Annotated in this window: 11 protein-coding genes; 5 read left to right on the top strand and 6 right to left on the bottom strand. The window is 58.4% G+C overall.

The window, feature by feature from the left end:
- Positions 1–19: 19 nt before the first annotated feature.
- Together ercA and NTD81_RS09700 are read left to right on the top strand one after the other, a co-directional pair.
- Positions 20–1,183, top strand: a complete 1,164-nt coding sequence (gene ercA, locus NTD81_RS09705) for an alcohol dehydrogenase-like regulatory protein ErcA (RefSeq protein WP_262181969.1) — start codon at positions 20–22, stop codon at positions 1,181–1,183.
- Positions 1,167–2,915: a NahK/ErcS family hybrid sensor histidine kinase/response regulator gene (locus NTD81_RS09700; RefSeq protein WP_262181968.1), complete on the top strand. Its 1,749-nt coding sequence runs from the start codon at positions 1,167–1,169 to the stop codon at positions 2,913–2,915. Before ercA ends, NTD81_RS09700 begins: the two co-directional genes overlap by 17 nt.
- Before the next feature lie 15 nt (positions 2,916–2,930).
- On the opposite strand, the gene NTD81_RS09695 is transcribed toward NTD81_RS09700, so the two are convergent.
- The 4 genes from NTD81_RS09695 to NTD81_RS09680 all read right to left on the bottom strand — a co-directional run bounded on the left by NTD81_RS09695 (position 2,931) and on the right by NTD81_RS09680 (position 8,648).
- Positions 2,931–3,695, bottom strand: a complete 765-nt coding sequence (locus NTD81_RS09695) for an SDR family NAD(P)-dependent oxidoreductase (RefSeq protein WP_262181966.1) — start codon at positions 3,693–3,695, stop codon at positions 2,931–2,933.
- A 180-nt stretch (positions 3,696–3,875) separates the two neighbouring features.
- Complete coding sequence (gene cho, locus NTD81_RS09690) at positions 3,876–4,721, bottom strand: excinuclease Cho (RefSeq protein WP_262181965.1); 846 nt, start codon at positions 4,719–4,721, stop codon at positions 3,876–3,878.
- Positions 4,722–4,839: 118 nt separating this feature from the next.
- A complete protein-coding gene (locus NTD81_RS09685) occupies positions 4,840–6,303 on the bottom strand; it encodes a catalase (RefSeq protein ID WP_262181964.1) in 1,464 nt (487 codons plus the stop codon).
- A 263-nt stretch (positions 6,304–6,566) separates the two neighbouring features.
- On the bottom strand, positions 6,567–8,648 hold the full coding sequence (locus NTD81_RS09680) for a carboxy terminal-processing peptidase (RefSeq protein ID WP_410017127.1): 2,082 nt from the start codon (positions 8,646–8,648) through the stop codon (positions 6,567–6,569).
- A gap of 128 nt (positions 8,649–8,776) precedes the next feature.
- Between NTD81_RS09680 and NTD81_RS09675 the strand changes: the two genes are divergently transcribed.
- From NTD81_RS09675 to ahpF, 3 genes are all read left to right on the top strand, one after another.
- Positions 8,777–9,739, top strand: coding sequence for an NAD(P)H-quinone oxidoreductase (locus NTD81_RS09675; RefSeq protein ID WP_262181961.1), 963 nt, complete (start codon positions 8,777–8,779; stop codon positions 9,737–9,739).
- A 116-nt stretch (positions 9,740–9,855) separates the two neighbouring features.
- Positions 9,856–10,419, top strand: a complete 564-nt coding sequence (gene ahpC, locus NTD81_RS09670; RefSeq protein WP_262181959.1) for an alkyl hydroperoxide reductase subunit C — start codon at positions 9,856–9,858, stop codon at positions 10,417–10,419.
- Between the two features lie 157 nt (positions 10,420–10,576).
- Positions 10,577–12,130, top strand: a complete 1,554-nt coding sequence (gene ahpF / locus NTD81_RS09665; RefSeq protein WP_262181958.1) for an alkyl hydroperoxide reductase subunit F — start codon at positions 10,577–10,579, stop codon at positions 12,128–12,130.
- 90 nt (positions 12,131–12,220) lie between these two features.
- On the opposite strand, the gene NTD81_RS09660 is transcribed toward ahpF, so the two are convergent.
- Both NTD81_RS09660 and NTD81_RS09655 read right to left on the bottom strand, forming a co-directional pair.
- Complete coding sequence (locus tag NTD81_RS09660; protein ID WP_262181957.1) at positions 12,221–13,837, bottom strand: alkaline phosphatase family protein; 1,617 nt, start codon at positions 13,835–13,837, stop codon at positions 12,221–12,223.
- A gap of 106 nt (positions 13,838–13,943) precedes the next feature.
- Positions 13,944–14,888 (bottom strand): LysR family transcriptional regulator, encoded by a 945-nt coding sequence (locus tag NTD81_RS09655; protein WP_262182086.1) that lies wholly within the window; start codon positions 14,886–14,888, stop codon positions 13,944–13,946.
- Between the last annotated feature and the right edge of the window lie 89 nt (positions 14,889–14,977).

The raw sequence follows: 14,977 nt of genomic DNA, 5'->3' as shown, positions 1-14,977 counted from the left end.
ACAAGAAATAGGCCGAAGTATGAGCCACGCGATCAGCCAGCTACGTAAATTCGTATCGCCTGAAATTATCTTTGGCGCCGGCTGCCGACATAACGTCGCCAACTACGTCAGCAACTTTGCCGCGCGCAAAGTGTTGTTGGTTTCCGACCCGGGAGTGGTGGCGGCCGGCTGGGTGGCCGACATCGAAGCCAGTCTGCAAGCGCAGCACATCGACTATTGCCTGTACACCCAAGTTTCCCCCAACCCACGGGTGGAAGAGGTGATGCTGGGCGCCGAACTCTACCGCAGCCATAACTGCCATGGCATCGTCGCCATCGGTGGCGGCAGCCCTATGGATTGTGCCAAGGGCATCGGTATCGCAGTCGCCCATGGGCGGAGCATTTTGGAATTTGAAGGGGTCGATACCATCCGCGTGCCGAGCCCGCCGCTGATTCTAATCCCCACTACGGCGGGTACTTCGGCCGACGTCTCGCAGTTTGTGATCATCTCCAACCAGCAAGAGCGGATGAAGTTCTCCATCGTCAGCAAGGCCGTGGTGCCGGATGTATCGCTGATCGACCCGGAAACCACCCTGAGCATGGACCCATTTCTGTCCGCCTGTACCGGCATCGATGCCTTAGTGCATGCCATTGAGGCGTTCGTTTCCACCGGCAGCGGGCCGTTGACCGATACCCACGCCCTGGAGGCCATGCGCCTGATCAATGGCAACCTGGTGCAGATGATCGCCAACCCCAGCGATATCGCCCTGCGCGAGAAGATCATGCTGGGCAGCATGCAGGCTGGCCTGGCGTTCTCTAACGCCATTCTCGGCGCAGTGCATGCCATGTCCCATAGCCTTGGCGGCTTTCTCGATCTGCCCCATGGCATGTGTAACGCGGCGTTGGTTGAGCACGTGGTGGCGTTTAACTACAGCGCTGCGCCGGAGCGCTTTCGTCTGGTGGCGCAAACCCTGGGGCTGGATACCCGCGGTCTGAACCACCAGCAGGTGCGCCAGCGCCTGGTCGAGTATCTGGTGCAGTTCAAGCGCGCCGTGGGCTTTACCGAGACCCTCAAACTGCATGGCGTGGGCGCCAGCGACATTCCGTTTTTGTCGCGCCACGCCATGGAAGATCCATGCATTTTGACTAACCCCAGGCAGTCCAGTCAGCGTGACGTTGAGGTGGTGTATGCCGAGGCACTCTGATCCCTCGCCTAAGCACAACGAGGCGTTGGCCGGGCTGTTGGGCCTCGGCAGTCAATCCGCCCGTAAGAGCCACTACCCGCAGTTACAGGAGCGTTTGCAGGAGCTGGAGACCGAGCGCAACCGCTATAAATGGCTGTTTGAGCACGCCGTGCATGGCATCTTCCAGGCCAACATGCAGCACGGTTTATTGTCCGCCAACCCCGCCTTGGCGCGCATGCTCGGCTATGACGATCCGCAGCAGGTGCTGTGGTCGCTCAGCGGGCTGGCTAAGTATTTGTTTATCGGTGGTGCCGCCGAGCTGCTGCATATCGAGGCCGAGCTCAACAGCACTGGCGCTTTGCTGGCATACGAAACCCAATTGCGCCGCCGGGACGGCAGCGTGATCGAGGTGCTGATGAACTTGCTGCTCAAGCCCGATGAGGCCGGCTTGTTTGAAGGTTTTGTCGCCGACATCACGGCGCGCAAGCAGGCCGAGCTGCGCATGCAGCAGCTCAATGATGAGCTGGAACAGCGTGTTAGCGCCCGCACCGCCGAACTGGAGCAGGCCAACCACAACCTGCGTTTACAGATCGCCGAGCGCGAGCGCATCGAACAGGCTCTGCGTGAAGCCCGCGACACCGCCCAAGCGGCCAATCTGAGCAAGGATAAGTACCTCGCGGCAGCCAGCCACGACTTATTGCAGCCGCTCAATGCCGCGCGTTTGCTGATCTCCACCTTGCGTGAACGCAGTCTGCCGGCCAGTGAGCAAAATCTGGTGGAGCGCAGTCATCAGGCCTTGGAGGGCGCCGAGGACTTACTCGCCGATCTGCTCGACATCTCGCGCTTGGATCAAGCGGCGATTAAGGCCGATATCGACACCTACAGTTTGGCCGAGCTGTTTGAGCCACTGGCCTCGGAGTTCGAGCCTTTAGCGGCGGCTGCCGGGCTGCGCTTAAGAGTGCGCGGCCCGGATGTTGCTATCAGCACCGACCTGCGCCTGCTGACGCGGATTTTGCGTAACTTTTTAAGCAATGCCTGTCGTTACACCCAGCAGGGCGGCATCCTCTTGGGCGCGCGCAGGCGTGGCAATTTTATTGACTTGCAGGTGTGCGACAGCGGCTGCGGCATTGCCCAGGATCAGTTGCAGGCGATCTTTCTTGAGTTTAACCAGCTCAATGTTGAGCGCGCCGCTGAGCGTAAAGGCGTCGGTTTGGGCCTGGCCATTGTCGAGCGTATCGCCGGCATTCTGGGCTACACGATCAAGGTCCGCTCACAGCCGGGCCGGGGCTCGACGTTTAGCATCCGCGTCCCTTTGGCCAAGACGGTACGCGCGCCCTTAACCGCGCAACCCAAGGCCGCTCCGCTGAGTCTCGGTGACCCGTTGCCGGGGCGGCGCTTGCTGGTGATTGATAACGAGCTGAGCATCCTGCACAGCATGTCGGCGTTGCTTGAACAGTGGGGCTGCACGGTGTTGACCGCCAGTGATTACACGGCGGCGTTACAGGCGCTGGACGGGCAGGCTCCCGAGCTGATTCTGGCCGACTACCACCTGGACCAAGGGCTCATCGGCTGCACTTTGGTAGAGCAACTGCGGCAGCACTTTGCCCAGCCCATTGCGACGGTGATTATCAGCGCGGATCGCAGCGATGAATGTCGCCGGCAACTGGCGCAACTGGGCATGCCGCTGCTGAATAAACCGGTCAAGCCGGGCAAGCTGCGGGCGGTGCTGAGCCAGTTATTGCAAAGCGCTTAAGCCCACGAGCGAGTGCTATTGGCCCTCGATTTTGCGTACCGCCCACCAGATGGTTCGCGGCAGCCAACGGCGCAGGCGCCAGGCCAGGGCGGTGACTGGCCCTGGGAACACCCACAGGGCTTTACCGCGCAGCACCTGCTCAATTTTATCCAGCACGGATTCCGCGCTGATCGCCGGCAATACGTTGAAAATTTTCGGCCATACCGTGGCCTTGGCTTGCTCCAGCAGCGGCGTCGCCACCATCGGCGGACAGACGCAGACCACCCGCACGCCGGTGTTGCGGGTTTCCTGATAGAGCACTTCGGTAAAGGCGCTTACGGCAAATTTGGAGGCGTTATAAGCGCCCATATACAGCACCGGCCAGTGCCCTGCGAGGGAGGCGAAGCTGATCACTTCGCCTTGGCCGCGGGCAATCATCAAAGGCAGCACCGCCTTAGTGACATTGACGAACCCGCCGTAGTTGATCGCCATGATCTTGTTGATCAATGCCTGCGGCTGTTCGATGAGGCGGCCTAAGGGCATGATCGCCGCGGCATTGCTCAGGCGGCTGATTGGCCCCAACTCTTGCTCGCAATGGGCCACTGCGGCGGCTACGGCCTCGGCATTGGTGATATCGACCACCAGCTTAAGCAGGCGCGGGCTGTCGTTGCCTAATTGATCCAAGCCGCTGGCATTGATATCCATGGCCGCTACGGCCCAACCCTCGGCCAACGCCCGCTTGGCGCTGAGCAAGCCCATGCCACTGCCGGCGCCCGTCACGAACAGCACTTTTGTCGACATCCGCCTATTCCTTGTTCTTGTTGTTATAAAGCGCGCCGCTGCTGGTAAGTGGTGCGCGCAGAGGTGCTTGGAGCCTAAGAACCTATAAGGCAGGCGGCAATTGCACGAATGATCAGTTTTGCTTGACCTAAGTGCTCAAGGCGCCAGCCAGAGCATTGGCTGACACTGACCCAGTGGCGACTAACTGAGGGCGATTACCGGGGTTTGTGGGCTGAGAATGGGCCGCAGAAGGATCTTGTAACTGTCGCCGTCAAAAGCCTGTGCCGGTTGTTTGGCCGCCGCCTGGGCCTGCGCTAGGTCAGGGTAGGAGCCGAGGTAATGCCACTGGTTGAGCACATGGAACTGCTCCAGTCCGTCTCGCGCTTCATGCAGGGCAATGGCGCCGGGGTAGGGCCAGTGATACAGCTGCCAGTCTTGCAGCGCGGCCAGTAAGCGCGCCTGATGCTCAGCATGGCTCTCAGTGCCGCGACAGGCGCCACGACACTTTTTGATCTGGGCGCGAAAGCAGCCTTGGCCGGTGTATTTCTCCAGGCCCATGACGGCCATGCACAGGCCATGCTCATCGGCCAGTTGCAGCACGGCTGAGTGGGCGCTGACTTGGTTTCTGAACAAACCATAGAGGGTTTCATCGCCCGTTAGATGGGTGGTGCTGACGATCTGCACACGGCCGTCCTGCAGACGTAGCGAGCACAGCCTACGGCTTTTGCGCAGGCGTTTATTGAATAGCGGTTGGCGCTGCTTGATCAGCTTGGATTCCAACAGCAGTGCGCCGATTTCACCGGCCGTGGGGATGTATTCGATATGTTCGGTTTGGCGCAGTAGGCGGGCCTCCTCGACGGTACGCAAGTGGGAGAGTAAACGGCTGCGGATATTCACGCTTTTGCCGATATACAGCGGCATCTTGCTCTGCGCCCCATACAACAGATACACCCCCGGTACGGCTGGCGCCTGATCGACTTGCAGGCGCAAGTGCTCGGGGTATTTGTAGAGCTCTTGCAGGCGGGTAAGGCGCGTCAATTCGGACATAGCAGTCGTATGCGGGCAACGCGACAGCAAGCGTGAGCTGCGCGGCTAATTGGAGGGATTGGCTGCGATTCAAACAGGCTGCGCACGATGTGCACGCAGCCTGGTGAATGCGTGGGACTTACTGCACCTTCACCTTGGCCCAATCAATGCCCAGGGCTTTGGCCACGCCTTTGCCGTAGGCCGGATCGGCCTTGTAGCAGTTGACGATATGCCGCAGCTGAATCGCTTCTTCAGCACCGCCCACTTCGCCGGCGGTGTTATCGAACAGCACTTGTTGCTGCGCTGGCGTCATCAAGCGGAACAGGGCACCGGGCTGGCTGTAGTAGTCAGCGTCGTCTTCGCGGAAGTTAAAGCGATCGGCCAGCGGGTCGATCTTCAGTGGCGGCTCTTTGAAGTCCGGCTGCTCTTGCCACTCGCCATAGCTGTTGGGCTCGTAGTGCAGGAGCCCGCCATGGTTGCCATCGACACGCATGGCGCCATCGCGGTGGTAGCTGTGCACCGGACAGCGCGGCTGGTTGACCGGGATTTGATGGTGGTTGACGCCCAAGCGATAGCGCGCCGCATCGCCGTAGCTGAACAGTCGGCCTTGGAGCATGCGGTCCGGTGAGAAGCTGATGCCCGGCACTACGTTGGCCGGGGTGAAGGCCACTTGCTCAACGTCTTGGAAGTAGTTTTCCGGGTTGCGGTTAAGCACGAACTCACCGACTTCGATCAGCGGGTAGTCGCCTTTTGGCCAGACCTTGGTGAGGTCGAAGGGGTGGTAGGGCACCTTCTCGGCGTCTTCTTCCGGCATAACCTGGATGTACAGGGTCCATTTCGGATGATCGCCACGTTCAATCGCTTCAAACAGATCGCGCTGGGAGCTTTCGCGGTCATGGGCGATGATCTTGGCGGCTTCTTCGTTGCTCAGGTTCTTGATGCCTTGCTGAGTCTTGAAGTGGAACTTGACCCACGAGCGCTTATTGTCGGCACTGATAAAACTGAAGGTGTGCGAGCCAAAGCCGTGCATGTGGCGATAACCATCAGGGATGCCACGGTCGCTCATGACGATGGTGACTTGGTGCAGCGCCTCGGGCAGGCTGGTCCAGAAGTCCCAGTTATTGTTGGGGCTGCGCAGGTTGGTTTTCGGATCGCGTTTAACCGCGTGGTTAAGATCAGGGAATTTCAGCGGGTCGCGGAAGAAGAACACCGGGGTGTTGTTACCCACCAAGTCCCAGTTGCCTTGCTCGGTGTAGAAACGCATGGAGAAGCCGCGGATATCGCGCTCGGCATCCGCGGCGCCACGCTCGCCGGCAACGGTGGAGAAGCGTACGAACATCGGGGTTTTCTTGCCGACCTTATCGAACAGCTTGGCCTTGGTGTAGCGGCTGATGTCATGGGTCACGGTGAATTCACCGAAGGCGCCTGAGCCCTTGGCGTGCATGCGTCGCTCCGGGATCACTTCGCGGTCGAAGTGGGCCAGCTTCTCCAGAAACCACACATCCTGTAGCAACATCGGGCCGCGTTTGCCAGCGGTCAGCGAGTCCTGATTATCTGGGACTGGGGCGCCGGCTACTGTCGTCAACTTAGGCTTGTCGCTCATGCTTCTCTCCTCGTCAGCCACCCTCGTCGGGGTGATTTGTAGTTAGGGGTAGAATCGAGCCTAGTGCTGGAGTTCCTTAGTTGCGAATGTCGGACAGTTAATTCAGATAAGTGGGTGAGAACCGGCTTGAGAATTGTCCAGGCGCTCTACTACGGCTTTTCTTTGCGCTTGCAGCGTTTTTGCCCATTGCTCTAAAACCACCGTACTGAGATAAAAAAAGGGGCTGGTATTAACCAGCCCCTTGGGTGTTGCCTCAGCGCTATTTAGTGCTTGGCCAACTGTGTGGTCAGGCCTAAGTAGTCGAGCAGAATACGACCGCTTTCAGCCAGGTAGGCATCATCTTCTGGCTTGGTTTTTTCCGGTTCAGCCGGTACGGCGTCCTCGTCTTCTTCCTTGATCTTGTTCAGCAGGCTTTCACCTTTGGCTTTGCGCTTGCTGTTTTCAATCGCCAGTTGCTGCGCTTCGATATCGGCTTGCTCGGCGCGGCGTTTGGTTTCGTTAAGGCTGACGGTGGTTTGCGCCATCAGCTTATTGGCCAGTTGCAGACGCTCACGGGCAAAGGTGAAGTCCGGATCGTTAGCGGTGCGCTGCTCAAACTGCTTGCTGAGCTGGGCCAGGTAAGGCTGGAACGGATCGCTTTTCGGTTGGATCGCCGGTTTGATGCTGTCCCATGGCAGAGCCTCGGGCAGGGCGCTTTCGCCGATGTCTTTGTTGTTCATCACATCCGGGTACTGGATGTCCGGAATCACTCCTTGGTGCTGGGTGCTCTGCCCGGAAACCCGGTAGAACTTGGCCAGGGTCAGCTTCAGCTCGCCGTGGTTCAGTGGCTGGATGGTCTGCACGGTGCCTTTACCGAAGGTCTGGCCACCTAAGATCAACGCGCGGTGGTAGTCCTGCATGGCGCCGGCAAAAATCTCCGAAGCCGAGGCCGACAGGCGATTGACCAGAATAGCCAGCGGCGCTTTGTAGAAGCCGGTGGTTTCTTCATCCGCCAACACATCAACGCGGCCGTCGCTGTTACGCACCAGCACGGTTGGACCTTGGCCGATAAACAGGCCAGTCAGTTCGGTGGCTTCTTGCAGCGAGCCACCGCCGTTGTTGCGCAGGTCGATGACCACGCCGTCGACTTTCTCTTTATCCAGCTCCGCCAGCAGGCGTTTTACGTCGCGGGTGGTGCTCTTGTAGTCTGGATCGCCGGCACGGTAGGCCTTGAAGTCCAGGTAGAAGGCCGGAATCTCAATCACACCCAGCTTGTAGTCGCGGCCTTCACGCTTGAGGTTAAGGATCGACTTCTTCGCCGCCTGCTCTTCAAGCTTCACCGCTTCGCGGGTGATGGTGACGATTTTGCTGGTTTGATCATTCGGCGCGTTGGTCGCTGGAATGACTTCCAGGCGCACTTGCGAGCCTTTCGGACCACGGATCAGTTTGACCACTTCATCCAGACGCCAGCCGATCACGTCGACCATTTCTTTATCGCCCTGGGCGACGCCGATGATCTTGTCGGAAGGGGAGATCTGCTTGGTTTTTTCCGCCGGGCCCGCCGGTACCAAACGCACCACTTTGACGTGCTCACTGTCGTTTTGCAGGACGGCACCGATACCTTCGAGCGACAAGCTCATATTGATATCGAAGTTCTCCGCGTTATCTGGCGACAGGTACGAGGTGTGTGGGTCGTAAGACATGGCAAAGGCGTTGATGTAGGTCTGGAACACATCTTCGCTGCTGGTCTGGTTGAGGCGCGTCAGCTGATTTTTGTAACGTTTGGTCAGCAGCTCCTGGATCGCCTTAGGCTCTTTGCCGGCAATTTTCAGGCGCAGCACTTCATCTTTAACCCGTTTGCGCCACAGGTCATCCAGCTCGGCCATGTCTTTGGCCCACGGGGCTTTCTCGCGGTCGATGACTAAATCTTCATCAACGCTGAAGTCGATTTTGTCGACGCCCTTGTTGAGCATGTCCAAGGCGAACTGCACGCGGTTTTGCATGCGCTCGAGGTAGACCCGGTAAATATCGAAGCCCGGCTCCAGATTGCCATTCTTCAGGAAATCATCGAACTTATCCTGCCAGGCATCAAACCGCGCAATGTCGGCGGCGGTAAAGTAAGTACGCGCCGGGTCGAGCATCTTCAGGTAACCCTGATAGATTTTCTCCGAGCGTTCATCATTGAGTGGTGGCTTGTTGTAATGATGGCGTTTAAGCAACTCCACGATGTTTAGGCTAGCGATCACCTGTTCACGATCTGGCTGCAAGTAGTCCCACGAAGTGTCGCGGGTGACTTTCGCTGCAAGCGGCAGGGCACTAAGGGCAAACGAAAGGGCGAGGGTGGCGCTGACTAAGGATCGCTTCATGCTGATTCGACGTTCGGGGAGTTGATAACGCATATTAGGCCGTCAGTAAGGGCGCCAGGTTCCGTCGGCGCAATGCAAAAGCCCGGCGGTCTGTGCCGGGCCCAGTTCTAATGCACTATGGAGGCAGCGTGAAGGCATTGCAAGGCGTTGGAGGCCACGTTGAGTGGTCAGATTATGCGGACCTGCACTGCGATGTGGGCCAAGTCCGGATCAAAGTAGCAGCAGCTGGGATTAACCGTGCAGATTTGCTGCAGGCTTCCGGGCACTATCCACCTCCGCCTGGGGCCAGTAAGGCTCTGGGTTTGGAGTGCGCGGGAGTGATCACCGAGGTGGGCGCGGGCAGCTCTTGGCAGGTCGGTGACCGGGTCTGTGCCTTGCTCGCCGGAGGCGCAATAGCCGAAGAGGCGGTAGTGGACTCGCGTCACGTTTTGCCGGTGCCGGCGGGCTTGAGTTTGAGCGAAGCCGCCGCGCTGCCTGAGGTGTATGCCACGGCGTGGCTCAACCTATTCAAACTGGGCAATTTGCGCCCGGGCGAAAAGGTGTTGCTGCATGCTGGTGCCAGTGGGGTGGGCTCCGCCGCGATTCAGCTGTGTAAGGCTTTCGCCAGTCCTTGTTGGGTGAGTGTCGGTTCGCCCGAGCGTCTGGCCTACTGCGAAGGTCTGGGGGCCCAGGGCGGGGCAGTGCGCCATGATGAGCAGCTGCAAGCGCTACGTGATTTCGGGCCCTTTGATGTGATTCTGGACCCGGTTGGCGGGGGCTATGCCGCGCTCAACTTATCCCTGCTTGCGGTGGATGGGCGTTGGCTCAATATCGGCTTAATGGGCGGGCGCACCGCTGAGCTTGATTTCGCGCAGATCTTAGGCAAGCGCGTGCAGTTATTAGGCTCGACCTTGCGCAGTCGCAGCGATGAGTTCAAGGCGGAGTTGATCAGTGAACTGCGCCAGTATGTTTGGCCCTTGTTTGAGGAGGGACGACTCAAGCCTATGTTAGAGTGCGTTTACCCGCTCAAGGACGCCGAATCAGCTTTTTCTGCCTTGGCGAGCAACCGGGTCAATGGCAAGGTCGCCGTACTGATTGATGCCACTCTTTAAGAAAGAACAGCGATTGGCCAAATCAATCAATGTGATGTGGTCAATCAATAAGCTTTTTAGTTTTTTCTCGCTAAGATGGGCCCTGTAAATTTTCCAACCCTCAGAAGGAACCAGAGATGTCCCTGATCAACACTCAAGTTCAACCGTTCAAAGTTAACGCTTTCCACAACGGTAAGTTCATCGAAGTTACTGAGCAGTCCCTGCAAGGTAAGTGGTCGGTTCTGATCTTCATGCCAGCTGCTTTCACCTTCAACTGCCCAACTGAAATCGAAGACGCAGCGAACAACTACGCTGAGTTCCAGAAGGCCGGTACTGAGGTTTACATCGTCACTACCGATACCCATTTCTCCCACAAAGTGTGGCACGAAACTTCGCCAGCTGTTGGCAAGGCTCAGTTCCCACTGATCGGTGACCCAACTCACCAACTGACCAACGCTTTTGGCGTGCACATCCCGGAAGAAGGTCTGGCTCTGCGCGGCACCTTCGTCATCAACCCGGAAGGCGTGATCAAAACCGTTGAAATCCACTCCAACGAAATCGCTCGTGACGTTGGCGAGACTCTGCGCAAGCTGAAAGCGGCTCAGTACACCGCTGCTCACCCAGGCGAAGTTTGCCCGGCTAAGTGGAAAGAAGGCGAGAAGACCCTGGCTCCTTCGCTGGACCTGGTCGGTAAAATCTAAATCGGGCTTAGTGCGCTGGCGCCCATGCGCTAGCCACGCAGCTTCGATTGACTCGCGCTTCTAGGGCTGTAACCCAGCCCCTTTAGTGCCCGACGCCCGGGCGCCAACCGTCCGGGCGTTTTTGTTCCTGAAATTTGTATAAAGGGATACCTGAATCATGTTGGACGCAACGCTTAAAAGCCAATTGAAGGCCTACCTGGAAAAGGTCACTCTGCCATTTGAGATCGTCGCGACCCTCGATGACAGCGACAAATCCCAAGAGCTGAGCGCTCTTTTGCATGACATCGTCAGCCTGACTGACAAGATTTCTCTGCGTGAAGACGGTACTGATGCGCGCATCCCGTCCTTCTCGCTGAATCGCCCTGGTGCGGACATCGGTTTGACTTTCGCCGGTATCCCCATGGGTCACGAATTCACCTCGCTGGTGCTGGCCCTGCTGCAAGTAGGCGGCCACCCATCGAAGCTCGAGCCGGAAGTGATCGAGCAAATCAAAGGCATCCAAGGTGAGTTCAAGTTCGAGACTTACTACTCGCTGTCTTGCCAGAACTGCCCGGACGTTGTGCAAGCACTGAACCTGATGGCTGTGCTCAACCCGAACATTCGCCACGTAGCGATTGACGGTGCACTGTTCCAGGAAGAGGTTGAGCGTCGCCAAATCATGGCGGTGCCAAGCGTGTACCTCAACGGTGAAGTGTTCGGCCAAGGCCGCATGGAAGCCGTTGAGATTCTGGCCAAGATCGACACCGGTGCAGCCAGCCGCGACGCCGAAAAAATGAGCGGCAAAGAAGCCTTTGACGTGTTGGTTATCGGTGGTGGCCCTGCTGGTGCGGCGGCGGCGATCTACGCCGCGCGTAAAGGTATCCGTACCGGCGTGGCAGCTGAGCGTTTTGGCGGCCAGGTGCTGGACACCATGTCGATCGAGAACTTCATCTCGGTACAAGAGACCGAAGGGCCGAAACTGGCTCGCGCCTTGGAAGAGCACGTTAAGCAGTACGAAGTCGACATCATGAACCTGCAACGCGCCTCGGCACTGGTGCCTGCCAGCAGCGAAGGCGGTCTGCACGAAGTGAAGTTCGAGAGCGGCGGCAGCTTGAAGGCCAAGACCGTGATCCTCTCCACCGGTGCCCGCTGGCGTGAAATGAACGTGCCGGGTGAGCAGCAGTACAAAGCCAAAGGTGTGTGCTTCTGCCCGCACTGCGATGGCCCACTGTTCAAAGGCAAGCGTGTCGCGGTGATCGGCGGCGGTAACTCCGGTGTTGAAGCGGCCATCGACCTGGCCGGTATCGTTGGCCACGTGACTTTGCTGGAGTTCGCGGACAGCCTGCGGGCTGACCAAGTGTTGCAGAACAAGCTAAACAGCTTGAGCAACGTGACGGTGATTAAGAACGCGCAGACCACTGAGGTGCTCGGTGATGGCCAGAAAGTGACCGGCCTGAACTACAAAGATCGCACCAGCGAGCAACTGCACACGGTTGAGCTGGAAGGCATCTTCGTCCAGATCGGTCTGCTGCCGAACACTGATTGGCTCAAGGGTAGCGTTGAGCTGAGCCGTTTCGGTGAGATCATCGTCGATGCTAAGGGCCAGACCAACATCCCCGGCGTATTTGCTGCCGGTGACGTGACCACTGTGCCGTACAAGCAAATCGTCATCGCCATCGGTGAAGGCGCCAAAGCCTCGCTGAGCGCTTTTGACCACTTGATCCGTAGTTGATTAAGTAAGGCTTAGCTAGCACGGATAAGCGGGCAACCTGTAATGGGTTGCCCGCTTTTTTGTGGGGGTGATTTAAGGTTTATGACGGGCTTACCACACACCAATCTTGACGATCTTATGCGCCTCAACCTCGCCATAGCGGAAGTTCTCGCCGCGCTGGATGATCTCTTCTTGGCTGATGGTGGTGCGTCGTTTCAGGCGACGATGCCAATCGAAGAGGTAGTTTTGATGTTGCTCGCGAACGCTGGCGTAGGCCGGATCGGCGCCTAGGTCATGTAACTCTTGTGGGTCATTGATCAGGTCGAATAGCTGCGGGCGCAAGCCGTCGTAGTGCAGGTACTTCCAGTGTTCACTGCGCACCATGGTCATGCGGCAGCGGTCGATGGGCTGGCCCAACCGTTCGCGCGCGGGTGATTGAAAGGCGTAGTCGTATTCGCTGATGGCGTATTCGCGCCAGGCCGGAGTATGGCCGTGCAGCAGCGGGATTAACGAGCGACCCTCAAGGCGGTGCGCTGCGCTGGGTAAACCCAAGGCGTCGAGAAAAGTGGGCAGGGCATCGATGGTTTCGACTAAGCGCTCATCCACCGTGCCACGGCTACTGTCGGCCTCGGCGCGGGGATCACGCACGATCAACGGCACACCTACGGCGGGCTCCAGTAAAAATTCCTTTTCCCCCAGCCAGTGGTCACCGAGGTAGTCGCCGTGGTCGCTGGTAAACACAATCAGGGTGTCGTCCCAGCGGCCGTTTTGTTCGAGCGCCTCGAACAGGCGGCCGAGTTGATCGTCGATCTGCTTGATCAGCCCCATATAAGTCGGGATTACCCGCAGACGCACTTCATCGCGGGAGAAGTTGCGGCTTTCTTCGTGCTGGCGAAACGCTTGATACACCGGGTGGTCGCTGGCCTGTTCTGGGCTCGGGCGCACAGCCGGCAGCACTTGCTCTGCGCCATATAAGGCGTGGTAGGGCGCCGGAGCGATATAGGGCCAGTGCGGCTTGATATAGGACAGGTGTAAGCACCAGGGTTCGTCGCCCTGCTCGCGGATAAAGTCCAAGGCCCGTTCGGTGGTATACACCGTTTCGCTATGGGCCTCGGGCAGACGGGTGGGTAAGTGGGCATGGCGCATATGCCAGCCACTGAGAATTTCTCCGTGCTCGCCGGCGCCTGAGTTGGCCCATTCATGCCAGGGATTGGCGCCGCTGTAACCGAGCTGGCGCAGGTACTGGGTGTAGGGCGCGGCGGCGGTCTTCTGCGCGTACTGCGGGGTATCTGGGTAGATGCCGTCATGGCGCAGGTAGGGCTCAAAGCCCACTTCATTAAGCGCTTGTGCTTGGCTGCTATCCGGCTCGATGGCGAGGCGTTCAAGGGCGGCTTCATTGGCGGTGGCGTGGGTTTTGCCAACCAGTGCGGTGCGGATGCCATGGGGCTTCAGGTAATCACCTAAGGTCAGTTCATCCACTGGCAGCGGCACGCCGTTCCAGCTCACCTGATGGCTGCTGACATAGCGTCCGGTATAGGCCGACATCCGCGACGGGCCACAAATGGTGCCTTGGCTGTAGGCCCGAGTGAAACGCACGCCGGCGGCCGCTAGCCGATCAATATTGGGCGTGTGCAAATGGGGGTGGCCGTAGCACGACAGGTAATCACGGCGCAGTTGGTCACACATGATGTACAGCACATTGCGCACGGGCTTGGCAGTTTGGGGCATGGCAGTCACCTAGCTAAAGTCAGGTGCTTTTTCGCCCCAAGCGCTGCTGTGCATCAAGCGCATTTAATGCATGCGATTAATGCATGGTGCGCATTTTACCCGACAGCTACACGGCCAGTTGTTCCAGCAGGTAATGCTCTTGGGCTTGGCTGTCGCAGGCTTGGATTTGCTCAATCATGGCGTTGGCCAGGGGCGACAGGCGATAGCCGGCGCGGCTGACAATGCCATAGCGGGTGTACAGCTCCTCTTGTTCCTCGCTGAGGCCGTCGATACTGAGTTTGACCAGCTCGTTTTGCGTGTAGCGCACGATGTCGCTGTTGGCCGAGATGATGCCGATGGCGTCTGAGTGCAGCACCACGCTGATCAAGCTAAAGCTGTTTTCACATTGCACATTGGGGCTGAAGTCGGGACGGCCGCTGAGCTCGACGATGATTTTGCGCAGATTGGGCGGGCGCATGGTCACCGCCAGCGGATAATTCATCAGTTGCGCAGCGCTGATGCTGCTGAACTGACTTAGCGGATGGCCGATACGGCAGCAGAAGTACCAGCGCTGCGGGCGTAAGCGGACAATTTGATAATCCGGATTGGCCTCAAACTGGCGCGTGTCGGCCACAAAAAACTCCAGTTGATCATTGAGCAGGGCTTTGTTCAGGCTCTGCCAATCATCGACGCGAAATTGCACCTGGGCCTTGGGATAGCGCCCGATAAAACTCCCCACTGCCCGTGGCACCAAGCCGCCAGCCGGAGCTGGGCCGCAGCCAAATTGCAGCTCGCCGGACTCCAAGTCATTGAACTGATTGATCTCGTTAGACAGCTGTTGGGCGCCACTGACCAGACGGCGGGCGTGTTCCAGCACCACTAAGCCTTGTTTAGTCGGCGCCAGTTGCTTGTCGGCGCGATCGACCAGCTGGCAGCCGACGCTGTGCTCCAGAGCCTGAATACTGCGGCTAAAAGCTGATTGCGAGAGGTTTACTGCATTGGCTGCGGCAACAAAGCTGCGCTGTTCGACCAATGCGATGAGGTGGCGGAGTTGGCGCAGGTCGATATGCAGGGTTCGCATAAGAAATATCCAGGGAATGCATTGGCCAGGGGGCGGGTGGGCTCCTTATAAAAGCAATCTCTTATTCCGTAAACATACGT

Source organism: Pseudomonas sp. 5P_3.1_Bac2, from assembly GCF_025465995.1.
Lineage (GTDB): Bacteria > Pseudomonadota > Gammaproteobacteria > Pseudomonadales > Pseudomonadaceae > Aquipseudomonas.
This window is presented reverse-complemented; position numbering and strand designations above follow the sequence as displayed.

What these genes read in the sequence shown, in the direction of transcription:
- ercA (WP_262181969.1), top strand. Translation starts at nt 20, where the DNA reads ATGAGCCACGCGATCAGCCAGCTACGTAAATTCGTATCGCCTGAAATT.
- NTD81_RS09700 (WP_262181968.1), top strand. Translation starts at nt 1,167, where the DNA reads ATGCCGAGGCACTCTGATCCCTCGCCTAAGCACAACGAGGCGTTGGCC.
- NTD81_RS09695 (WP_262181966.1), bottom strand. Translation starts at nt 3,695, where the DNA reads ATGTCGACAAAAGTGCTGTTCGTGACGGGCGCCGGCAGTGGCATGGGC.
- cho (WP_262181965.1), bottom strand. Translation starts at nt 4,721, where the DNA reads ATGTCCGAATTGACGCGCCTTACCCGCCTGCAAGAGCTCTACAAATAC.
- NTD81_RS09685 (WP_262181964.1), bottom strand. Translation starts at nt 6,303, where the DNA reads ATGAGCGACAAGCCTAAGTTGACGACAGTAGCCGGCGCCCCAGTCCCA.
- NTD81_RS09680 (WP_410017127.1), bottom strand. Translation starts at nt 8,648, where the DNA reads ATGAAGCGATCCTTAGTCAGCGCCACCCTCGCCCTTTCGTTTGCCCTT.
- ahpC (WP_262181959.1), top strand. Translation starts at nt 9,856, where the DNA reads ATGTCCCTGATCAACACTCAAGTTCAACCGTTCAAAGTTAACGCTTTC.
- ahpF (WP_262181958.1), top strand. Translation starts at nt 10,577, where the DNA reads ATGTTGGACGCAACGCTTAAAAGCCAATTGAAGGCCTACCTGGAAAAG.
- NTD81_RS09660 (WP_262181957.1), bottom strand. Translation starts at nt 13,837, where the DNA reads ATGCCCCAAACTGCCAAGCCCGTGCGCAATGTGCTGTACATCATGTGT.